We start from the raw sequence: 23,906 nt of genomic DNA on the forward strand, positions 1-23,906 counted from the left end.
GCAAACAAATGAAAAAATATGCCATAGGTGTTGATGTTGGTGGTAGCCACATTAGTTGTAAGATATTTAATTTGAGTTCAAAGAGCTTTATTGAAAGGAGTTTTAAAGCATTACCAATTAATAGTAGAGGAAGTAAAGATAGCATCTTCGATACTTTCGAAACATTATTAAAACAGCCCATTGAAAATGTAGGAGTATCAAATATTGTAGGTATTGGTTTAGCTTTTCCTGGGCCGATAGATTACGAGCAAGGTATTGCTCTTTTTAGGGGAGATAACTCTAAATATCTGAGTTTATATAAAATAAACATCCGAACTGAGCTTAGTAAACGATTAGGTATTGATAAAGAACATATTCGGTTTATTAATGATGCTACTGCCTTTGCTGTGGGCGAGTATTTTAAAGGCGAATTATCAGGAAGCGATAGAAGCCTGGCCATTACCTTAGGAACTGGTTTTGGCGCTGCTTTTCTCGATAAAGGCATTCCGGTTATCAAGGACGACAGAGTGCCTAAAGGTGGTTGTTTGTGGCATTTATCATTTGATCAAACCATAGCCGATGACTATTTCTCGACCCGTGGCTTAGTAAGTAGATATAAATACTTGTCGGAGAAAGAAGTGGAGGGTGTTAAGCAGATTGCAGAGTTGCATGCTATTGATGCGATGGCTCAACAAGTATTTACCGATTTTGGTACTAAACTGGCTCTGTTTCTAAAGCCGTGGTTACAAAAGTTTAATGTCGATAAAATGGTGATTGGTGGAAATATTTCACGTGCTTTCACTTTGTTCGAAGATGCTTTTAAGCAAGGGCTAGCAGAGGCTGACCTAAAGATTATTGTCAATCCATCCTCCAAGCTGGAAGATTCTGCCTTTATGGGAGCAGCCATGTTGCTGGACAATGATTTCTATCAATCGATAAAGGAGCAGTTAAAACTAATGTAATTCAGTTCCATGAAGAAAATACAAGGAAAAATATTAGTACCTGTTCTGTTCTCATTCTTTATCGTCAGTTTTGTCGATTTGGTGGGAACAGGTGTTGATGAATTAAAACAAAGCAGCGAAACGCCTGCCTATCTGCTGCAATTGATTCCATTTGTGGCCTTTATCTGGTTCTTTTTATTGTCTGTCCCGGCTGGCGTCTGGCAAGCTAAAGTAGGTAAAAAGAAAGTATTAAACATTTCGATTTTAGTAACAGCCATCGGGTTGTTTGTACCTATTTTAGGCAATACACTACCTGTTATTTTGCTGTCATTCTCATTGTTAGGCATTGGAAATACCATCATGCAGGTGTCAGCAAACCCATTATTAATGGATGTGGTACCGGAAGAAAAAGCGTCCGGCTTTTTAAGTTTTTCACAATTCATAAAATCCTTAGGTTCCATGACTGGACCTTATGTGGCTGCTGTTGTTGGTCCTTTTATAGCTCAGATAGTTGGTTTTGAGGGAGAGGGAACCTGGCGCTTTGCCTTATACTTGTTTGGAGCAATATCTTTAGTGGCTTTTGTATGGTTGAACTCTACCACTATCGAAGAAACAAAAGCGGATGATAAACAGGTGAGCTTTCGGTCCTGTTTGCAGCTTCTGGGGAATAAATACATTGCCTTAATGGTCTTGGGTATTTTTGCCATTGTTGGTGTTGATGTTGCCATTAACTCCAATATTGGTGCTTTTTTGCAATTGAAAATCGGTGTAGGAGAAGAAGCGGCCAAGTATGGAAAAACCGTCTATTTCTTTGCCAAAATGATAGGCACTTTTGTTGGTGGTATCATTTTGTTGAAAGGCGAAGCCAACAAGTTTTTGAAAGTATCAAGTGTTTTGGCCTTGTTGTTTGTTTTAGCCCTCACAATGGTGGAGAATGCAACCGCAGCCTGGGTATTGGTTGGCTTGATAAGTTTGGGCGTATCCAACGTTTTTCCGCTCATCTTTTCCATAACAGTGGGGCACTATCCAACGCGCTCCAACGAAATATCAGGCTTAATGATGATGGCTATCTCAGGCGGAGCCATCTTTCCATTTTTAGTGAGCCTGGCTATGGAATACCATCTGAATGGAGGCCTTTGGGTCATATTCGCATTATTGGTGTTTATACTTTTTCTTACCCGGGTTAAAACTTCGTAACCATGATAAATATTTCAAACATGCATTTAATCAAATGTTCAAACATATTAACAAGCTCCTCCAGGGCATGGATAATTCTGCTTGTTACGATTTTAGTGGTAAGTTGTAAGGAGCAGACAAGTCCGCTTGATTACGTTAATCCAAACATCGGAACAGCCCATAGTCGGTGGTTCTTTTATACACCTGCAGCATTGCCTTGGGGCATGGCCAAACCAGCTCCCTCAACTAACGGTCATTATGGTAATAAATGGGGTTGGGAAGCGGTTGGCTACGACGACAGGCATTCCTCCATCGAAGGTTTTGTTAATACACATGAGTTTCAGATTGGTGGTATTGCACTGATGCCAACAACCGGAAAATTAATAACTACACCTGGCAAGTTGGAAAAGCCTGATGAAGGCTATCGCTCACGTTTTTTTAAAGAAACAGAGGTGGCAAAACCTGGATATTACAGTGTTATGTTAGATGATTACAAGGTTAAAGCCGAGTTGACAGCTTCAAAGCGAGTGGCTTTTCATCGTTATTCATTTCCTGAAAATGCAGAAGCAAACCTTATTTTTGATATTGGACGACGTCAAGGTGAGAGTGGAAAGGTAGTGGATGCTAATGTGACCAAAGTAGATGCAAATACCATTGAAGGTTGGGTACGAACGGAGCCGGAGTACGTCAAGAAATATCAGAAAGGTGCATGGATTGATATCTATTTCTCGGCTAAGTTAAATCGACCAATAGATAATTTCGGCGTGTTTATTCACGATTCCATTATGCCCAATGAGGTATCTGTTTCTGGAATTGGTTCAGGGGCTTATGTGTCGTTTGAAACCACCAAGGCTGAACAAGTGGAAGTGCAAGTGGGGATTTCCTATACGTCTGTTGAAAATGCGCGAAAGAATTTAGCAGCTGAAACAACATCTTTTGATAAAGCCAGAGAAAATGCCCGTGAAATATGGGCGAATGAGTTAAGTAAAATTTCGGTTGAAGGAGGTATAGAGGAAGACCATATTAAGTTTTACACCGCTCTTTATCATGCTTTGTTAGGACGAGGTATAGCCAGCGATGTCAATGGTGCCTATCCTAAAAACGATGGCAGCATCGGGCAAATTCCTTTGGATGAAAATGGAGAGCCTGAGTTTTCTTTTTACAATACAGATGCAGTGTGGGGTGCTTTCTGGAACCTGACTCAGCTATGGGCTTTGGTGTGGCCCGAGTATTACAACGATTATGTGCAATCGCATTTGTTAGTTTATAAAGATGCCGGCTGGCTTGGCGATGGACTGGCTAATAGTCGATATGTTTCTGGTGTTGGAACCAATTATGTCGGATTAATCATTGCTGCTGCTTATAATTGTGGTATTCGCAACTACGATGTTGATTTAGCTTTTGAGGCAGCTCTTAAAAACGAATTAGGCTGGGAAAATCGCCCGTATGGTGCCGGGAAGTTAGATGTTAAGGAATTTGTACAGAGTGGTTACCTACATCACTCTGATGCACCAACAAGCGATATTCCTGAGGAGTACCAGTTTTCAGCGTCGCATACATTAGAATATTCGTTTGGAGCCCATGCGGTAGCGCAATTCGCTAAGGCTTTAGGTAAGGAAGAAGCATATAAAAAGCTACATCAACTGTCTTTTGCCTGGGAAAGCATTTTTAATAAAGAAAATGGGTTTATCCACCCAAAAGATAGCGCGGGAAACTTTATTACAGACTTTAACCCATTACAAGCTTGGCGAGGCTTCCAGGAAGGAAATGCTTGCCAATACAGTTTCTATGTGCCTCATCATCCAAACAAACTGGTCGAAAGAATTGGAGTTGACAAGTTTAATCATCGTCTGGATTCTGTTTTTTTGTCATCGCAAACAATGGGCTTTGGAGGCGGAACTAAAATAGATGCTTTTGCTGGTGTTGAGGCTTTGTATAACCATGGCAATCAGCCTTGTCTGCATATTCCTTGGTTGTATAATTTGTCAGGGCAACCGGAGAAAACACAGTACTGGACTCGAACCATCTGTAACGAATTTTATGGTACTGACCCGATTCATGGCTATGGGTTTGGACAAGATGAAGATCAGGGACAGCTTGGAGCCTGGTATGTGATGGCATCCATCGGGTTGTTTGATGTGGCAGGATTAACCAATGAAAATCCTACGATGCAGATTGGAAGTCCGGCTTTTGATAAAATTGACATCAAGCTTAATCAAGCTTATTTTCCGGGAAAGAGTATCAAAATCAGGGTGAAGAATAATTCTCCTGAAAACCTGCTGGTAAAATCGGTGAGGCTAAATGGACACGTAGTAAAAGTAGAAGTGCCTTTTAATGAGTTGGTCAATGGCGCCACTTTAGATTTCGAAAAGCAATCAACAAATAATTTATATAGCAATGAGAACTAGTTTTTTCACCTTAGGGATAGTCATCCTGTTATTGGGGTGTAAACCAAATGCAAAAATCAGTAAAGAATTAAAAGCCTCAATTGAAAGCAATGAGAGCTTTGCCTTTGTCAAACAGAAGGCACTGGAAGTTGTCAAAACCGGGTTTAATGCCGGCGATGGTTATGGTGAGGTGTGGATTCGCGATTACAATACTTTTATTGAATTATCAGCCGAAGTGTATCCAAAAGAGGAGTTGAAAGAGAACTTGCGTGTATTCATGCGCTTACAGGGAGATGATGGTAACATCCTGGATGGTTTTATACCACAAAGTAAAGCTGTGCATACCGAAGGTGGCTACAAATATCACTACAGTGAATTAGAACCTAACTATTGCGGGCATAAAAATACGGTTGAAACCGACCATGAGTCATCATTAGTACAGGCAGTTTACAAGTATGTGACTAAAACCGGCGATACAGAATTTTTATCGGAGAAAATAGGTGATAAGACGGTTGCTGAGCGCTTACAATGGTCCATGGAATTTTTAATGAATCATCGCTGGAGCAAAGAATATGGTTTGATATGGGGTGCTACAACGGCCGATTGGGGTGATGTACAGCATAGTCATCCGTGGGGTGTTTACATCACCGATGATACCAAGTATTGCCTCGATATTTATGATAATGCCATGATGATTATTGCTTTAAACAATATCATAGAGTTATTGCCTGAAACAAAAGCAACATGGCAGCCTGTGCGTGATAAAATGGCCGAAAACACCATGAAATACTTGTGGGATGAAGCCAATCAAAAGTTTATTCCGCATGTGTATTTGGATGGTTCACCTTATCCGGATGATTTTAATGAAAATGAGATCTACTATCATGGTGGCACAGCTGTAGCCATAGAAGCAGGTTTATTAAATCGTGAGCAGATTAAAGTGTCATTGGATAAGATGATTGCCAATGTAAAAGCATCAGGTGCTGGCTCTATTGGTTTAACCATGTATCCACCTTATCCCGATTGGGCTTTTGAGAATAAAGGTATGTATCCTTATGGTTATCAAAATGGAGGTGACTGGACCTGGTTTGGAGCCCGCATGATTCAGCAATTGGTCAATTATGGTTTTTACCAGGAGGCATATGAGCAATTACTGCCCATGACCGAACGGGTGCAAAAGAATGATGGTTTTTTTGAGTGGTACACAGTGAATAATGAGCCTACAGGTTCGGGAACCTTCAGAGGCTCAGCAGGCGTGTTATATAAGGCGATTGAAATGTTGGAAAATGTAAGTGAGAAATAATGGGGAAGATTAGAGAGACGAAGCAGTTTTTACTGCCTGTTAATAAAGAATTAGCTGAAAAGGGAGCCTATGATATTTATCCAAGCCTTAGGTTAACAGAAGGTGTTATACGCAATGATATAAAGTTGTTAGCTAATGCACTTGCCAATGAATCCACTATTGTAATTGATGGCTATGTGGGCGTGTTTTTCGATGACATCGTGAAGCGCTTAACATCAGAGCTACAGTCTCAAGGGAAGCGGGTAAATAGCGTGTCGGTTGACAACGCCTTAAAAGCAAGTGATGAAATTGATGAGTTGGTAAAGCCATTTTTGGGAGGTGATGACCCAATTTTTGGTAAGCGAACAAGCCTTCAACTGTCCGATTTTTTTGACAATAGCAAGTTATCCAATTTGCAGCAATCGACTGATGCAGATATCAATATTATTTATGGTGTTGGCGCGAGCTTGAGCAGTTGGAATGGAAAGTTGGTATACATTGATTTACCTAAAAATGAGTTGCAATTCAGAGCCCGTGCTCAATCAGTTTGTAACCTGGGAGCTGATCAGCCGGATGCCATTAAACCCATGTACAAGCGCTTCTATTTTGTCGATTGGGTCGTATTAAACGCTCATAAAGCGAAAATTCTATCAGAAATCGATATCGTGATTGATGGCCAGCAAACCGATGACGTGGTGTGGATGACAGGTGATGATTTACGAAAGGGATTGCGGTTAATGGCTAGTAATGTGTTTCGTGTGCGTCCTTGGTTTGAGCCTGGAGCCTGGGGAGGTCAGTGGATCCGCGACCGTATTAAATCATTGAATAATGATGTCATTAACTATGCCTGGTCCTTTGAGCTGATTGTGCCCGAAAATGGTTTGTTGTTTGAAAGTGATGGTAAATTGTTGGAGGTATCATTTGACTGCCTGATGTTCCAGGAAAACAGTTCTGTTATGGGAAAACATGCCGAGCAATATGGCTATGAATTTCCTATTCGATTCGACTTTCTGGATACGTTTGATGGCGGTAACCTTTCCATTCAATGTCATCCGCAATTAAATTATATCAAAAAGCATTTTGGTGAAACCATCACTCAGGAAGAAACCTATTATATCTTAGATGCTGGCAAAGAAGCCAAGTGCTACCTGGGTTTTCAGGAGGATATTAACCCAAAGGCCTTTGAAGCTGATTTAATGCATAGTTTTCAAGACAAGGAAGCCATTGATATAACCAAACATGTTCAGGTACACGACTCACACAAGCACGATTTATTCCTGATTCCTCCAGGAACCATCCATGGCTCAGGAACCGAGAACCTGGTGCTGGAAATCAGTACAACACCATACATCTTCACTTTTAAAATGTATGATTGGTTGCGACTCGATTTAGATGGTAAACCGCGACCAATTAATGTGGAACGAGGTATGGAGAACCTTAACTTCGAGCGGAAGGGTCAATATGTGAAAGATAAATTGATAGCTAAGCCTGCACTTATAAACAAAGGTGCAGACTGGACGCAGTATCATCTGGCCACGCACGAAAAGCACACATATGATGTTGAACGTTACCATTTTAATTCGCAGCTGAGCATTGAAACCAATAACAAATGCCATGTGCTTTCTTTGGTGGAAGGCAGCAGCATTATTGTTGAAACTCAAAATGGCATGAAGCAACGTTTTAACTATGCCGAAACATTTGTGATTCCGGCAGCGGCTGGTTCTTATAAAATCACCAATGAATCAGGACAGGAAGCGATGGTAGTCAAAGCATTTATGAAGTAACTTTTTAAAATGAAGAAAGATGTATAAACCGATTCTTCTAATTATGACCGTTCTCTTGTTTGCATGCCAAACTAAGGATAAAACTAATCAGGAACTGGCAAATAAAATTCTAACAGATGTCAATCTTCCAAAAGTTGATTCGATGGCTCGCCAGTTGATGAAAAAAGGTTTTTACGCTGGTTCAGGCTATCAAATGGTTTGGAGTCGTGATTTAAATACCTTTATTGAACTATCGTGTGAAGAGTATGACAATGGCGTTATTCGTGAGAACCTGTTGATGTTTTTCCACTTTCAGCAGGAAAATGGTGAATTGCTGGATGGCTATGTTCCGCGCGAGGCCTTTACCTGGCACGATCCCAACACCTATGAATCAGAGACTGCTCCCGGGCATATTGGTTTTAAAAATACGGTTGAAACTGATCAGGAAACGTCATTGATACAGGCCATCTATAAATACATTCAAAAAACAGGTGATAAAACGATTTTATCCGAAAAGGTTGCAGGAAAGACTGTTTCAGAACGGATTAAATTATCTGTTGATTATTTATTAACAGAGCGCTATTCGAAGCCGTATCAGCTGATAATTGGTGCTACTACTTTTGACTGGGGCGATGTTCAGGTTGAAGGCGGTGCTGTGGTGGATGTAGATTCATTAACGCATTGGAGTATTGATGTGTATGATAATTCGATGTTTGCAATTGCACTGGATAACCTGGCAGAACTTGCAGCAGATAGTAAAGAGAAAGAATACTGGCAATCGTTACATTCAGGTATAGTTGCTAATATCAGAAAATACTTGTGGGATGTAGATAAGCAAAAGTTTATTCCGCATGTTTACACCGATGGCTCGCCATTCCCGGCTGATTTCAACGAAAATGAAATCTTTTACCACGGAGGAACAGCAGTAGCCATTGAAGCTGGCGTTTTAACCAAAGATGAAATAGCTGCGACTATCTTACATTTCAAACGAAATGTTGAAAGATCGGGAGCACAATCGATAGGTTTAACACTGTACCCGGCTTATCCGCAAGAGGTATTGGGTAAGAATATTAGCGCACCATATGAGTATCAGAATGGAGGCGACTGGACCTGGTTTGGAGGACGGTTTATTCAGCAATTGATTGCCAATGGCTTTATAGAAGAAGCTTATGAATTGGCTCAGCCAATGATGGATAGAGTTGTGAAAAATAATGGTTTTTACGAATGGTATACAATTGATGGTAAACCAGCAGGCTCGGCAGACTTTAAAGGCTCGGCAGGTGTATTGGCTACATCAATTGAAATGTTTAACGAATGGGCAGAACAAAATAAATAGGATATGAGGATCGTTTATTTAGCTCTAGTAGCAGTTTTTGTGTTAGTAAGCTCTTGTACACAGCAAAACAAAGTTATCTGGCAAATCGGAGAAAATAATAACTCTGGGGCAGAGTTTGCTTTGTCAGATAATGCATATAATGATTTTATTGCGAATGATTTTGGTTGGGAGGATAAGTATTACCTGATTGGTCAATCCGAAGAATCACAAGACTGGCCATACATTATTCCGGGCATCAGCGATACCTGGGGCGGAACCTGGGGTACCTCAGGTTGGCGTTCGAGTACACTTAATATCTTGTTTGGGATTGATGAGTTACCCAAATCAGGCGATTGGACGTTGGTGGTTGATATTTTGGATTATAACTCTAAGGACCAACCACTGTTTAAGATAACTATCAACGGAACAGAAAGAAAGTTTCAGCTGCCGGGCAGAGATATAGAAAGCCATATTGATAGTTTACCAGTAGATTCTTTTGGTTACCTGATTGAAATTCCTTTGCGAAGCGATGAACTATGCTTGGGTGGAAATGAAGTTATCCTGACAACCATTGAAGGATCGTGGATAAAGTTTGACCAAATCAAACTGGAAGGTCCTGAGAAGACGACTCTTATACAACCGGATAAAGTACATGTACGAAATGTTGAGGTAGCAGATTATGAATTGGAAGGTTCACAGCCGTTATTAGTTGATGTTGAGCATTTAGAAGGTCTGCCTGAGTTGAAAGTTCTTCTGGATGGAAAGGAAATTTTTAAGGAAACAGTGGAGCAGAGACGTTATATTTTTGAAGCTCCTATGCCGAAAGTAAATAGCACCGTTAAAAGCCAGTATGAACTATTTATTGATGGGAAAGAAGTTGCATCTGGAGAGATAAGCAGAAGTCCTCAAAAAGAGCGAGCTGTAGCAGAGTATGTGGATACCAAGATGGGAACGGGTCACTCGCGTTGGATGATTGCACCCGGGCCCTGGATGCCTTTTAGCATGGTAAAGCTGAGTCCGGATAATCAGAACGCATCGTGGCAAGGTGGCTATGAGCCTAATTTTGAATCCATCGGTTGCTTTAGTCATATTCACGAATGGACATTGGCAGGTTTAGGTATGTTGCCTACAAATGGAAAACTACAAATCAAAGTAGGCGATGAACGCGACCCGGACAGTGGTTATCGTTCTCGCATTGATAAAACCACTGAAGTTGCCCCAATTGGGTATTATGGTGTTGAACTGAGTGATTATGACATCAAAGCCGAGTTAACATCCACCACGCGATGCAGTTTTCAGCGTTATACATTTCCCGATAATAATGAGTCGCGCGTGTTGATTGACTTACAGATACCAGCTGAATATACGTATCAGAACCTGGCGGTAGAGCTAGAGAAAGTGAGCGATTATCGAATAGAAGGATACAGTCATCAGCTAACTGAAAATACCTGGGCAGGAGGAATCGACCAGGAATACATCATTCATTTTGTGATTGAATTTGATAAGCCAATTGCGGATATGGGAACCTGGGTGAATGATAAAGTCCAGAAGGTAACGAGCATCAAAGTTGATGCACCCAAAGACGCTGGTTGTTTTGTGCAGTTTGATACCAGTGCTGACAAACAAGTGCAGGTTCGAACGGGTATTTCATATGTAAGTATTGAGAATGCGGCTGAAAACTTGCAGAAAGAGATTACAGAGCCTTTTGACTGGAGCTTTGATAAGGTTCGTGCTAATCATGTGACGGAGTGGAATAAGCTGCTGAACCGCGTGCAGATTTCGACCAATAATCAGTTGGAGAAAAAACGCTTCTACAACAGTATGTATCGTTCATTGTGTAGTCGTAATATTTACAGTGATGTCAATGGCGAGTGGTGCGATGCCGATGAGGTGATTCGTACAATGGAAAACCCATTGTCGCCAGCTTTAGGATGTGATGCCTTTTGGAATACCTTCTGGAACCTGAATCAGTTCTGGAGCCTTGTAACGCCCGAATGGAGCAGTAACTGGGTGAAATCGCAGTTGGCCATGTACGATGCCAGCGGGTGGCTGGCGAAAGGTCCTGCCGGTATGGAATATGTGCCGGTGATGGTAGCTGAGCACGAAATTCCTTTAATAGTGGGTGCTTACCAGATGGGCATTCGCGATTATGACGTGGAGAAAGCCTTTGAAGCGGTTAAGAAAATGCAGACAACACCAGCTCGCAAAGTAGGTGGTGGTTTTGCCGGAAACCGTGATTTAGTGACATATTTAAAACATGGCTATGTGCCTTATGACGAGGGACGTTTTTCTAATTCCCTGGAGTATGCCTTTGATGACTGGACGGTTTCTCAGTTTGCTAAATCATTGGGCAAGGAAGAAGATTACCAAACCTTTTTAAAGCGTGGTTACAACTGGAAGAACGTCATTGATACGGATATGGGTTATGCCCGCTTGAAAGATTCAAAAGGTCAGTGGAAGAAAGATTTCGACCCATATAAATCAGGCGCTAACCACCATTATGTGGAAGGTAATGCCTGGCAGTTAACTTACTTTGTGCCTCAGGACGTGCCAGCATTGGCCGATATGATTGGCAAAGATCGTTTTATCGAACGCCTGGACTGGGGCTTTGAAGAGAGTGATAAAACACGTTTTAATGGCATGAATGACCAGTATTGGAACTATCCGGTGGTACAGGGTAATCAGCAGTCGATGCATTTTGCTTTCTTGTTCAATTGGGTAGGTAAGCCCTGGTTAACTCAAAAGTGGAGTCGTGCTATTATGGAACGTTATTATGGTTATGGTATTTCTAATGCTTACCTAGGCGATGAAGACCAGGGACAGATGAGTGCCTGGTTGGTGATGGCGGCATTGGGCTTATTTCAAACGGATGGAGCTTGTAACACGGAGCCGGTTTATGAAATAGCCAGTCCTTTATACAAGCAAGTAATCATCAATCTTGGTGGTCAATATGGACGAGGTGAACAGTTTGTGATAGAAGCGAAAAATGCTTCTCGATTGAATAAATATGTGCAGTCGGCGAAGTTGAATGGAGTCGAGTTGAAAGACTTTAAATTTCCTGCCAGCGAGCTTTTAAAAGGAGGGAAGTTGGAGTTGGAGATGGGTGATAAACCAAATAAAAATTGGGGAGTAGTGGATAAGTAAAACGTTGTAGGTGATATACTTTCTGAAAGTAGAGAATATTTTATAAGCTGTAAATCAGTACTCCACCTTTTAAAGGGGGAGTACTCCGCAGGAGCGGAGGAGGTGAATCTTACATTTAATAGATTTAAAGAAGACCTAAGGTTTTAAAAACCTTAGGTCTTCTTTAATTTTTTAATCTGTTAGTCGATTCCTACAACGAGTTATTCTTAATAAAATCAATAATCTCGTCCATATAACCAAAGGCCACACCAACAACAGTATCGGCAGCACCATAGTATACAACAACCTTATCGTCATCGTTTAAGGCGGCACAAGGGAATACCACATTAGGTACATCACCAGCCAGTTCATATTGTTCTGCAGGAGCCAATAAATACGGTTGCGTGCGATACAGCACTTTATCAGGCTGCTCTAAATCCAATAAAGCAGCGCCCATCGAATAGCGGAAACCATTACAGGTATTGATTACCCCGTGATAGAAAATCAGCCAGCCATCTTTGGTTTTGATAGGCACAGCACCGGCGCCAATCTTGGTACATTGCCAGGCACTGTCTTCAAAAGGCGTTACTTTCATCACACAGCGGTGCTCGCCCCAGTATTTCATATCAGGGCTGTAGCTCAGATAAATATCACCAAAAGGCGTGTGCCCATTATCGCTTGGACGACTGAGCATACAGTATTTGCCATTAATTTTTTCAGGAAATAAAACGCCGTTGCGGTTAAAGGGCAAAAAGGCATTTTCGCACTGGAAGAACTCTTTGAAATCAAAGGTGTAAGCGATACCTATGGTTGGTCCATGGTAGCCATTACACCAGGTAATCCAGTAGCGGTCGTCAATAAAACAAACACGTGGGTCGTATTTGTAATCCGAGTCAATCATTTCGGTATTACCTGCCTGCATCACGATGGGCTCGTGGTTGATGTCCCAGTTAATGCCGTCTTTACTGAATCCGGCAAAAATATTCATCTGCACCGCTTTGTTGTCGCAACGAAAAACGCCTGCAAAGCCATCTTTGAATGGCACAACGGCACTATTAAAAATGCTGTTGGAGGATGGAATATCGTAGCGCCCGATAATCGGGTTATTCGAGTAGCGCCACATTACATCTTTACAGCCTTCGGGTCTGTCTTCCCACGGAATTGGCGTTATATTTTGTGTCATGATAATGGTTTTTCAAGTTTGTGTTATGTTTTAATCTAATCTTTGATATTTATGTGATTGTGTTATGAATATAAGATTGATGTTTAATTGTTTTTGGCACCGTGTCAATCATCTCACCTCTCACCTCTCACTACTCATATCTTATTAATAATCTATTGTCTAAGGTCCTGAATCTTAGGTCTTATGTCTAGCCTTCTTTATCCGGATAGATAAAAGGTACGAATTTAGCTGCTAATAATGCAGGAATAGTGGCCACTAATACCCATATAAAAAATACTTTATAGCCTAACCAATCGCTCATCTGTCCACTAAACATACCTGAAGGAATAATCCCCAGGTTCATAATGCCTGAAGCAAAAGCATAATGCGCCATTTTGTATTTGCCGGGTGCTATCTGTTGCATCATAAACAGGATTAAGCCAACAAAGCCAAAGCCATAACCAAACCATTCGGTTAAAACTGAGGCATACACCCAGGAGATGTTTTCAGGTCTGAAAAGTGATAAAAGAAAATAACAAACAAAGGGTATGTTAAAGGCAAAGGCCAGGTACATCAGCGAACGTTTTAAACCACGCTTCGAGATAAAGTAGCCGCCAAGCAGTGAGCCGGCGACGAACGAAATACTACCGGCTCCATATACCGATGCAACGGTAGAAGTATCAAAGCCTAAACCCCCATCTTCGATTGGTGCTTTTAAGAACAAAGGCACTATCTTCAAAGCTAATCCTTCTGCAAATCGATACAGTACAATAAACACAATGTGCCAGATGATAAATTTCTTCTGAAAAAATAAACGGATAACCTCAAATAAAGTGCTGAAACCTTCCTTCAGAGTTGAAACCTGATGTTCAGAGCTGCCGCCGGAGGGAAGCATCTTTAGATGATAGAAGCCTAAAATTATCATTAAAGCACCACAGGCTGCCATGGCCCACATCCAGGCAGTAGCTGGTCCCATTGTTTTGCTTAGCTCACCGGCCAGGTAGGCAAAGCCCGACATGGATAAGAATTTGGCAATGTTATAGGCAGCTCCCTGCCAGCCAATGTACTTAGCCTGATCCTCACTTGACAAAGCATTGATATAAACACCATCGGTAGCTATATCATGGGTAGCACCACTAAAGGCCAATATGGCAAAGAAGGCAATGGAGTATTGAAAAAACGATGGCAGCTGCAATGAAAAAGCAACAAACATCAATGAAATACCCGTTATCCATTGCGTGATAAGCACAAAATGTTTCTTGGTTTTAAACATTTCGAGCAAGGGACTCCAAAAAGGTTTAAAGGTCCAGGGTAAAGTAATGAGGGCGGTCCAAAAGGTAATCCGGGCATCACTAACGCCAAGGTCTTCATACATAAGAACAGATGCCATGCTAACTAAGGCAAAAGGTAGCCCCATGGCAAAATAAACGGTTGGAATCCAAAGAGCCGGATGTCTTTTATTTTGTTTGTATGCGGTCATATTTTCTACTTAATGATCAACAGCCACAAACTTCCACATATTTGCTGAGTTAAATAGATGCTAAAAAATCAAATAGGTGGCGATATGTGTTTTTAGGTGCTAATCAGTCTTTCTTGATTGTTATATCATTTAGCAAGGACCGCAAAAAAACAAAAAAGCTAATTCTTTATGTTTGGCACACTTAGCCCGATAAATTATAGCGGTTGGTCAGGCCTTTGTTAATACTTGGCTTATATCATTAACCTATCTCATCTTTTTTCCAACAAACCGAATAACAGAGCTTTCGCCCACATGACCAAAACCTTCTTCCAGGTGTGTTAATTTTTTCTCCAGCAGGAGCACTTCATAGTTGGCAAAGTCGTGCTCAATTTCTTCGAGGGAATACATCATCTCGGCGTCAGGAGGACCACCAACAGCAGGATTTACTTTATTCAGTTCGCGATGCTCTTTGCTAAAGGCTTCAAACACAATATGACCACCTGGTTTTAAATAGCTATTGAGTCGCTGATGCATAGCCGATTTAATATTGGGTGTAAAATGCACAAAGGTTAATCCCAGGGCGTCAAATTCAGCCGGCTGATAGTCTTCTTCCATAAAACTACAAACACGGTAGTCGATACAGACCTGTTTAGAAGCAGCCAGTTGTTTAGCCCGCTCTTTACCTTTGAAGCTAAAGTCGAAGGCCGAAACATTCCATCCCAGTTGAGCCGCATACACGGCATTGCGTCCTTCACCTTCAGCCGGAAAGAGGATTTTACCCGGTATCAGCAAGGGTAACTGTTCCTTTATAAAATTATTTGGTGCTTCGCCATAGGCAAACTGCTCCTGGCTATATCTGTCGTCCCAAAAATCTTTCATGCTTTGTTATTAAAATGTTTAGAACTAAAAGTACAGCCCTGAATCAATGCGGCAAGCTTACAAAAAGATGCTCTTATGCACAATTCCCTTTGGCTCTTCGTTCATCAGGTTAACAAAGATGTAGTGAAACTGTTTTATTGACTCAATTTAAACCTCCTCCTTCTTATCAAAAATCGCCTTTATCTGCTTCATCTTCTGAAACCAGCTTTCGATGGTTTGCTCATCCAATACCCATTCTTGCGAGTCGAGTAGGGCAAAGTGTGATTCGCCAGCTAATTCGGGCACAAAATCCACATTAGTCTCGTTAATTGAGAAAGTGAGGAAGTGTTTACTATCCATGCTTTCTATCATCAAACGCTGCAATACCGAGTGCTTAAAATAACGGTTGATCACGCTCTCTCCATTACCTGAAATAACCACTTTCGAATCAAAAAAGCGGCTGTCGCTTTTAATGGTGTCCTTCGACCCAAAGGGGTTCAGTTTATCCAAAATGTTCTTTGGCCTGAAGTTAAGCTGAGCGTCTTTAGACATATTGGTTTTGAAGTAAATACCACAGAAAATAGTGTGCTCGCCAATCTTTTGATAGAAATCGCTGAATAGCACCAAAAAAAGCTGCCGTGAACTATCGTAAGGCATAACAACCCAGCGTTTGTATTTGGGTATTTTGCGGTACGAGGGCAGCGGGTACTGCTCTTCCAGGTAGTCAATCTCACGGTTGGTTTTTCGGGCAAAGTCTTTAAGTTTCTCAATATTCGATTTAGCTTCCATAGTGTAGGTTTAGTTTGTCAATCCATTCAAGTCTACTCAAATTTAATATTTTCCGCCATAATTAATTGAAAATTAAATTCTAAAACCCAATGAAATAGCTAATAGGTCAACGGTTTGTTTGGCTTCAAATTCACCCGCTTCCCCGTCTGCCGTGAAATGACCGCTTATCTCATGTTGGCCAAGCCCAAAGTAATTAAGGCTGACATAGTAGCGCTGATGCCATGTCAGGCCAAGCCCTAAGCGGAAACCCAGGTTAGTAGCTAAATCAGTTTCGCGGTAGAAAGCATGGGTGTCGTATTTAAACTTCGTATCGGTAATTTTAAAAATGTTATACACAAGGCCGGCTTCGCTGGTAACACCCCAGCTATGACCAAAACCTTTGGTGTAGATTAAACCAGCCGATAAAGGAATATTGATGTACTTCGAAAATTGAGCATAGTAAGTGTCAGGATAGAATGGCTTGAATTGCTCGAAGTTTTTTTTGTACTCGTCCTGCAGGCCATTGTAGTGAATATCAGCTCCAATAAAAGTGCCCAGCCGGCTTTGTGGAATATCGTAATTATACTGCAGCCCAAGGCTAAAACCAGTGACGGCAGCGCCATTGCCTTCAGCACCATTATCAAACTTGGCAAACTTAGCCAATGGCACAGCAGCGCCTGCCTGTATTTTAAAGTGGCTTTGTGCAAAAGAGCTTAAGCTTAGTGTTAAAATAGTAAGGGTACTAATAATAGGTTTATGGGCTGTCATAAGATTGAGGGATTATTCGCTTGAAAAGTAAGCGTAGCGAGACGCTACGCTTAATAGAGGATATTTTATTTTTTAATTGCTTTCATTATTCTATCTTCTTTTATCAATACGTCTTTCATTAGTAACTGATATGGAAATTGTTTGTGTTTTGATTCCCTAAATCCGTCTAAGATATTTACCAAAGAACCTGCTGTTATCAAAGATAAATTTACTTCAAATTCTAAATCGCAATCATTTACAAAATCATCGCTAAAATCAGGAGCAACAAGTAATGATTTTACAACATTAAATCCGCTGTTTTTTGCTAAGTCAACGTATGATTTTATTTGTCTTGAAACGGAACTGAATTTATTGTAACCACTTTCTTTAACTGTTTTGCACTCGACAATTATTACATCATTATTACCAAGGTTTAAAATAAGGTCAATTTTGTTTTTAGCAGTATTTAACTGCTTTTTCAACGATTCGTCTACGTTAAAACCTAACTGCACAAAAATGTTTTTAGTAATATCCTCAAACTTTAATCCCAATTCACTCTCTTTTAGGGATATTCCATTTTCTTTCAATACTGCTAAGTTTCTAAATCCAATTGCTTCGTAATTCTCAACGAGTAAATTCTCAGCATCTTTATAAGCATCTAAAATATTGAGAACTAAATCTCCACGCGACTTTAGTTCTTTTGTAGCAATGAACGCTTTCAAGTCTTCTACTGGTAAAATGTCAAGTACATCACGAGGTTTGATATTAAAATCTAAAAGCGTGCTACTGTTAAGAACAGTTTCTTCGGGCATTTCAAATTCGTTAAGTACTAATTTTCTGAAAGACTTTAATTCATCGTTTAATTCGATTACAAGTTTTTCATATCCCTCAACTGAAATACCAACTTTTTCATCCCTTTCAAGCTCATCAAAATGGGTAATTATATTTTCAATTTTTTCTTCGAGCGTTACACCTTTCAAGTTTCCAGACGCTTTTAATCCTTTACTCCATAAATCATTAACAAATTTCTTTCTATCGGTTAAAGTAGTCCCATCTTTATGAATCCCATTGGCTAAAAGGTTTGTAAATGAAATTCCCTCTTTAATTATTTGTTTGATTTTCGATTCATAGTCAAGGTCTTTAACATCAATATTGTGTTTTCTGCAAATCATATTTATTTGTGATTCCCTGAATGTTTTTAAAACTCTTCGGAAATATTTGTCGGCAATTTCTTTTTCCCTTATTTTACGTAAAACACGAACCACTTCATCGGCAACGTAAACCAAATTATTTTTCTTAGAATAGAAAATTACGCCAATGTTTTTCAAGAATGTTATAACTGAATCTATATCTGCTTTCTCTGGCGGAATTATTAAATAGTTTATAAGTTTAACTTCCTCTTGCGAAAGTTCTAATTGATGTGTGAGAGTTACTAAAATCGACAATTCATCATCTGTAATTTTCGAATCACGATTATTTTCACTATCGTTTGTATATGCCTTTTCTACACAAGCTTTGTAGATTTTGTAATCACGTTTTCTACTTGTGTCAATTTCAGACTTTTCCGATTCCAATTGAGTTTTTAATAACCTTGTCCGTTTTTTAATGTTTAAAAGTTCTTTTTCATAAAGTCGGGCAAGCCAGTCTTGTTTTAATATGTTGTTTCCATCTTTAATTAGAATGTCAATTAAAATATCTAACTGTGAAGTTGTGTTTACAAATTCAGCTTTGATTGTCTCAGCGAATTCCTCTTTAATAAAACCGAAAACTTTTGAAATATTAATACTGTCAACACTTTTTAAGTTGTTGCTACTATCGGAAAGAATCTTGTCTATTTGTTTACTGTTTTTGGGATTACAAGATTTTATATTATCGACTATTTTTAAAAAAGAGTTTTTTTCAAGCGAATTAACATTGTCAAGAATTTTTTCCAGTTTCATTTTTATTGATTTTTGTTAGTATTTCTGTCACCGTTAAATTAAGCTTATCGATTTTTTCTTCAAGTTCATCGTTGTTATCGCTTACCATCGAATCTACAAATATTGAGTTTACAAGAGATAGTCCAAAAATGCCTCCAGAGAGTACTACAAAGATGAAATAAAGGTAAGTGAAAAAGGCTGCGCTTTTTGAGTAAGCTCCAATTACTCGTTCTGGGATTTCAAACCATCCCTCAACTGTAAATATTTTAAAAGTTGAGTAAAGTGAAATCATTGGATTGCTGAAATATTCTGAACCGCTACCTTGAAAGAGGTAAAATGAAAGTATTCCAATAATGAAAATGTAAATTACAAAACCTATAAATACAAATACAGAAGCTTTTAAAGCTCGTTGAACACCTGCAACCAACTGTCCAATATTTGGGATGAATTTAAAGAATCTGAATGCTTTAAAAACTCTCATTATCCTGAATACAAGTAAGAAACTAAAGTCCACAATATCTAAATTGAAAATAAAAGTTATCAGAGCTGGAATTGAAAGTACGATAAGCGTAAAATCAAATTTATTCCAGTTTGAATTGAAATAACCTTTTAGTCCGTATTCTCCGCATTTTACAAATAACTCAAGAATGAAAAGTGCCGTTATTAAATTATCAGTAATTGTAAGGATTTCTTTGTCGTTTCCCGATGGAAAATATCCACCCATGAACAATATGACTGAATTCAAAAGAATTAGTGCGAGGATAAATTTATCGTTTAGAAATAGTTTTTTTATCATTCAGTTTTAGTTTGTTCTGTGTCTCTATAATATGGGTGATAACTTATTTTTAACCGCACAATAATGCCCAATATCATTCACCAATATGCAGATATAACTACTATATCCTTTTGTATTGACAGCTATATGCCAATACAATTATTTAACCCTAAAACTTAACCACCCTTTTTCTCGATTCTCATTCTCACCTGGCAGTGGGGCGGTATTTCCCGAATAGTGAATACTAAATTATAATTATTTATGTAACAAACAGGCGTATGTTGATAAAAGGCCTTTTGTTATTGATTAGTGCTGGGTTAGAGCTGATGAGACGTATTTTCAGCTTATCAGTCTTCTTCGGTAGCGTTTTTACCTGGCATGGGGAGGCTAAGGAAGTTCTTTATTGGTTCATTGGGAGTTGCTTGCCCTTGCTTCGTACCTTCTTCGTGGCTTCGTCGTACCACCTTCGGCTTAACCACGCTCCCAGCGAGGTTGATCCCGAAGAAGACCCTTTGTTGGTACTTGGCAGGTTCTTATCCGATCCATTGGGTTTGTAGTCCTATTTTGAAGAGAAAAAAGGATGTTTGATAATAAAGTTTCACGCTAAGGCCGGTAAGAATGTCGTAAAAGCCGCAAAAGATTGAATACTAATCTTGAAGACTTAGGGTGCTTTGCGATTTTTTACTTGGCGCCCTTTGCGAGGAATATGACTATTTTTTAACAACTACACCAGGGAGAAAGTGCAAGCACGTCATGAAGCAGACAGATAAAACAGCATGTTTTTCTTAATTATTTACTATCAAGCCGGTCAAAACTTCTATTTTTGTGGCTCAAAGATCACTACATAACTATGACAAAAGAATTCAAAGCCACTCCGTATCAGTTGGAGTCTGTTAAAACCGGTAGTCAATTTAATGATGCAGGTTGGACTCTTGATGCGCCGAACGAACAAGAACCAAGTTTAATCAGAGCCATTTATAACAAAAAACAGATTGATGTGAAGGATGCGTCGTATGGCGTCTTTCGTTTTGCCGACTGGCTGCCGGTACACAAAATGCTGGAAGGCTCTTCGGCACCTGTGACCTATAAAAGTGAAGGTTTGGCCAAACATCTTGGCTTATCTGATTTACACATCACTTTTAGTGGTTACTGGCCTGAGAAAGGTTCTAATTTCCGCACTTGCTCCTTTAAAGAGACCGAGGCTTTTGCTGTGGGAGGACGCTTAAAAACGGATAACGGCACTATTTTGGTGGTGGCTTCTGCCGGAAATACAGCGCGCGCTTTTGCCCGTGTTTGTTCCGACAATAATATTCCTTTGTTATTGTGTGTGCCTGAGGATAATATCAATGCTTTGTGGTTCGACGAGCCCATAAAAGACAATGTAAAACTGGTGGTGACCAAGTCGGGCAGCGACTATTTCGATGCTATTCACCTGTCGAATATGGCTTGTGAGCTGGATGGTTTCATAGCCGAGGGCGGTGCTAAAAATGTGGCACGCCGCGATGGTATGGGCACCACTACTTTATCGGCCGTGACGACCATTGGCCGCATTCCAGATTATTACTTTCAGGCTGTTGGTAGCGGAACAGGAGCCATTGCTGCCTGGGAAGCCAACAAGCGTCTGATTGAAGATGGTCGCTTTGGTTCTAACTTCATGAAACTAATGGTTTCGCAAAATACACCATTCGTACCTATCCACGATGCCTGGAAAGCCGATTCACGTGCTATGCTACCATTGGAAGATGATGTGGCGCGCAAGCAGGTAGAAGCAATCGATGCGAAAGTATTGTCGAACCGTAAGCCTCCTTATCCGATTTGTGGTGGTTTGTACGATGCCATGAAAGAAGCAGGCGGTGATGTGTTATTAGCAACCAATGCAGAAGCTGAGGCGGCTGGTCAATTATTTAAAGAAACAGAAGGTAATGATATTCATCCGGCAGCAGCCGTGGCAACAGCTACTTTAATGAATGCGGTGCGCGATGGCCTGGTTCAGAAGGATGACTGTATCATGCTGAATATTACCGGTGGAGGTGAAGAGCGTTTTAAGTCGGAAAAGGAGATTGTTTATCTTAAACCTTCACATGTATTTGATATCACACCTGCTATGGAGGATGTGAAAAGTGTATTAAACGAATTATTTAAGAAATAAACGAATGAGCGTAGAAAAGACCTTGATGAGCCGCAGCGGTTCAAAATGTGAGTTATGTGGTAGTGAAGAAGGTTTAACCGTTTACCAGGTGCCACCTGTTAATTCAGGTGAAGCATCAGAATGTGTATTGGTTTGCAGTACTTGTCATGGGCAGATTCAGAATCCGGACACCATGGATGCCAACCACTGGCGTTGTTTGAATGATAGCATGTGGAGCACCGAACCGGCTGTTCAGGTGATGGCCTGGCGATTACTGAACCGTTTAAAGGCTGACTGGACGCAGGACCTGCTGGATATGTTGTATCTGGATGACGAAACCATGGCATGGGCCAAAGCCGATGGCGATGGTTTATCAGATGATGAAGTAGTTAAATACATCGATAGCAATGGGGCTGAGTTGCAGGCTGGCGATACAGTAGTGTTGATTAAAGATTTGAATGTAAAAGGAAGCAGCTTTGTGGCTAAACGCGGAACGGCTGTTCGTAACATCATATTGTCGCATGGCGACCCTGAACACATTGAAGGTAAAGTAAATGGACAGCATATTTATATTTTAACGAAGTACGTTAAGAAAAATTAGATAACTTTAGTTTAGCAGTTGAGAAGTTTATGAGTTTAATGTGGGGGGATTTATCTTCTGTTTATAAGTAAGCCCATAAGCTTTTCAACTACTCAACTCTTCAACTTATAAACTCCTCAACTATTAAACTTCTTATAAATGCTCCTTAATATCGCCCTAATTCTCACACTTGCTTTAGTTCTTTATTACCTTTTCTCGTTGGTGAAATTACCGGGTATTCTGGGGCTGATAGCTGCCGGTATTCTGGTGGGGCCAAGCGCCCTTAATGTGGTTGATCCGGAAGTAGCGATTTTGCTAAAAGAGTTGAAAACAGCTGCCTTGATTGTTATTCTCATCCGTGCAGGCTTAGGCATTAACCGTGATACTTTGCACAAAGTTGGGCGGCCAGCCATTAATTTGAGTTTTATTCCCGGGGTGATTGAGGGCTCAACTGTAATGGCTATTGCGCATTTTATTTTTGATTTTACCTGGATTGAAGGCGGTATGCTGGGTTTTATTATTGCTGCTGTTTCACCGGCAGTGGTAGTGCCAACCATGCTCGACCTGAAAGACAAAGGCTTTGGTAAAAAGAAGGAAGTGCCAACGCTGGTATTGGCAGGAGCCTCGGTTGACGATGTGTTTGCCATCACTATCTTTAGTGTTTTTACAGGTTTAGCAGCCGGTTCGTCCATTAATATCGGTCGTATTCTCTGGAGTGTGCCAACTGGTATTATACTGGGTGCTTTAATTGGTGTAGCTCTGGGTTTTGCATTGGTGCGGTTTTTCAAGAAGTTTCATATTCGTGATACTAAGAAGGTTATCATCTTTATGATAGTGGCTGTTGTGTTTTATGAGATTACCGAGATGGAAAGCCTGAAAGCCATTATTCCACTGGCTGGTTTGCTGGGTATTATGGCTATTGGTTTTATCATCCTGGAGAAATACGATAAGCTGGCCAAGCGACTATCAGCCAAATTTAACAAGGTGTGGGTGTTGTCGGAGATATTATTGTTTGTTTATATCGGTACCGAAGTACAGATTAACCAACTGGATGCATCGTTGGTGGGTAGTGGGTTGCTAATTTTACTGTTGGGCTTAACAGCACGAAGTATAGGTGTTTGGATTTCATTGCTTGGTTCAGCATTGAATAACAAAGAGAAACTCTTCAGTGTGATTGCTTATTGGCCCAAAGCAACCGTTCAGGCCGCTATTGGCGCTGTTCCTTTGACCCTGATTGAAGCTGGTAAATTGGGCAATGTTTCTATGGAAACTGGCCAGGTGATATTGGCCATGGCCGTATTAAGTATTGTGACTACAGCGCCTTTAGGTGCTATTGGTATTAAAACGTTCGGGCCAAAGTTGTTGTCTAAAGAATAGGCTCAGTTTTGATACATACCCATAAGCAAAAGGCAGTGGCCAATGTAAAAACAATCCGGTCTTATCTCAATTTGATTGCTGCCCGCTAAGAAATGTCGGGAGCTCTCTCGAAAATGACTCAATCCCGCTCGGAAATGACACAATCCCACTCAAAAATGACACAATCC

Annotated in this window: 17 protein-coding genes; 10 read left to right on the plus strand and 7 right to left on the minus strand. The window is 40.4% G+C overall.

From position 1 onward, the window contains the following. Positions 1-8 precede the first annotated feature (8 nt). The 7 genes from J1N10_RS06185 to J1N10_RS06215 are packed head-to-tail and all read left to right on the plus strand — an operon-like array spanning position 9 to position 11,987. Positions 9-941 carry an ROK family protein gene (locus tag J1N10_RS06185; RefSeq protein ID WP_262325813.1) on the plus strand — a complete coding sequence of 311 codons (933 nt, stop codon included), beginning with the start codon at positions 9-11 and terminating at the stop codon, positions 939-941. A gap of 9 nt (positions 942-950) precedes the next feature. Further along, positions 951-2,117 carry an MFS transporter gene (locus tag J1N10_RS06190; RefSeq protein WP_262325814.1) on the plus strand — a complete coding sequence of 389 codons (1,167 nt, stop codon included), beginning with the start codon at positions 951-953 and terminating at the stop codon, positions 2,115-2,117. 2 nt (positions 2,118-2,119) lie between these two features. Then, entirely contained in the window at positions 2,120-4,504 is a 2,385-nt protein-coding gene (locus tag J1N10_RS06195; protein WP_262325815.1) for a GH92 family glycosyl hydrolase, read from the plus strand. Next, complete coding sequence (locus tag J1N10_RS06200; protein ID WP_262325816.1) at positions 4,494-5,786, plus strand: GH36-type glycosyl hydrolase domain-containing protein; 1,293 nt, start codon at positions 4,494-4,496, stop codon at positions 5,784-5,786. Before J1N10_RS06195 ends, J1N10_RS06200 begins: the two co-directional genes overlap by 11 nt. Further along, positions 5,786-7,549 (plus strand): class I mannose-6-phosphate isomerase, encoded by a 1,764-nt coding sequence (locus J1N10_RS06205; RefSeq protein ID WP_262325817.1) that lies wholly within the window; start codon positions 5,786-5,788, stop codon positions 7,547-7,549. Before J1N10_RS06200 ends, J1N10_RS06205 begins: the two co-directional genes overlap by 1 nt. Positions 7,550-7,568: 19 nt before the next feature. Beyond that, positions 7,569-8,864 (plus strand): GH36-type glycosyl hydrolase domain-containing protein, encoded by a 1,296-nt coding sequence (locus J1N10_RS06210; RefSeq protein ID WP_262325818.1) that lies wholly within the window; start codon positions 7,569-7,571, stop codon positions 8,862-8,864. Between the two features lie 3 nt (positions 8,865-8,867). Then, the gene (locus tag J1N10_RS06215) at positions 8,868-11,987 is read left to right on the plus strand and encodes a GH92 family glycosyl hydrolase (protein ID WP_262325819.1); all 3,120 of its coding nucleotides are present in this window, start codon (positions 8,868-8,870) and stop codon (positions 11,985-11,987) included. Between the two features lie 190 nt (positions 11,988-12,177). On the opposite strand, the gene J1N10_RS06220 is transcribed toward J1N10_RS06215, so the two are convergent. From J1N10_RS06220 to J1N10_RS06250, 7 genes are all read right to left on the minus strand, one after another. After that, a complete protein-coding gene (locus J1N10_RS06220) occupies positions 12,178-13,149 on the minus strand; it encodes a glycoside hydrolase family 130 protein (RefSeq protein ID WP_262325820.1) in 972 nt (323 codons plus the stop codon). 187 nt (positions 13,150-13,336) lie between these two features. Continuing rightward, positions 13,337-14,608: an MFS transporter gene (locus J1N10_RS06225; protein WP_262325821.1), complete on the minus strand. Its 1,272-nt coding sequence runs from the start codon at positions 14,606-14,608 to the stop codon at positions 13,337-13,339. Between the two features lie 243 nt (positions 14,609-14,851). Beyond that, the gene (locus J1N10_RS06230) at positions 14,852-15,466 is read right to left on the minus strand and encodes a class I SAM-dependent methyltransferase (protein ID WP_262325822.1); all 615 of its coding nucleotides are present in this window, start codon (positions 15,464-15,466) and stop codon (positions 14,852-14,854) included. 147 nt (positions 15,467-15,613) lie between these two features. Then, the gene (locus tag J1N10_RS06235) at positions 15,614-16,234 is read right to left on the minus strand and encodes a hypothetical protein (protein ID WP_262325823.1); all 621 of its coding nucleotides are present in this window, start codon (positions 16,232-16,234) and stop codon (positions 15,614-15,616) included. Positions 16,235-16,306: 72 nt separating this feature from the next. Then, positions 16,307-16,981: a hypothetical protein gene (locus J1N10_RS06240; RefSeq protein WP_262325824.1), complete on the minus strand. Its 675-nt coding sequence runs from the start codon at positions 16,979-16,981 to the stop codon at positions 16,307-16,309. A gap of 65 nt (positions 16,982-17,046) precedes the next feature. After that, positions 17,047-18,900: a hypothetical protein gene (locus J1N10_RS06245; RefSeq protein WP_262325825.1), complete on the minus strand. Its 1,854-nt coding sequence runs from the start codon at positions 18,898-18,900 to the stop codon at positions 17,047-17,049. Further along, a complete protein-coding gene (locus J1N10_RS06250) occupies positions 18,878-19,675 on the minus strand; it encodes an ion transporter (protein WP_262325826.1) in 798 nt (265 codons plus the stop codon). The genes J1N10_RS06245 and J1N10_RS06250 overlap by 23 nt, the downstream gene beginning before the upstream one ends. Before the next feature lie 829 nt (positions 19,676-20,504). On the opposite strand from J1N10_RS06250, the gene J1N10_RS06255 reads away from it, so the two are divergent. The 3 genes from J1N10_RS06255 (at position 20,505) to J1N10_RS06265 (ending at position 23,739) form a co-directional block, all read left to right on the plus strand. Then, on the plus strand, positions 20,505-21,803 hold the full coding sequence (locus tag J1N10_RS06255) for a cysteate synthase (RefSeq protein WP_262325827.1): 1,299 nt from the start codon (positions 20,505-20,507) through the stop codon (positions 21,801-21,803). 4 nt (positions 21,804-21,807) lie between these two features. Beyond that, the gene (locus J1N10_RS06260; protein WP_262325828.1) at positions 21,808-22,383 is read left to right on the plus strand and encodes a PhnA domain-containing protein; all 576 of its coding nucleotides are present in this window, start codon (positions 21,808-21,810) and stop codon (positions 22,381-22,383) included. Between the two features lie 138 nt (positions 22,384-22,521). Then, on the plus strand, positions 22,522-23,739 hold the full coding sequence (locus J1N10_RS06265) for a cation:proton antiporter (RefSeq protein WP_262325829.1): 1,218 nt from the start codon (positions 22,522-22,524) through the stop codon (positions 23,737-23,739). Positions 23,740-23,906 lie beyond the last annotated feature (167 nt).

This window comes from Carboxylicivirga litoralis (assembly GCF_025499605.1).
GTDB classification, from domain to species: domain Bacteria; phylum Bacteroidota; class Bacteroidia; order Bacteroidales; family Marinilabiliaceae; genus Carboxylicivirga; species Carboxylicivirga litoralis.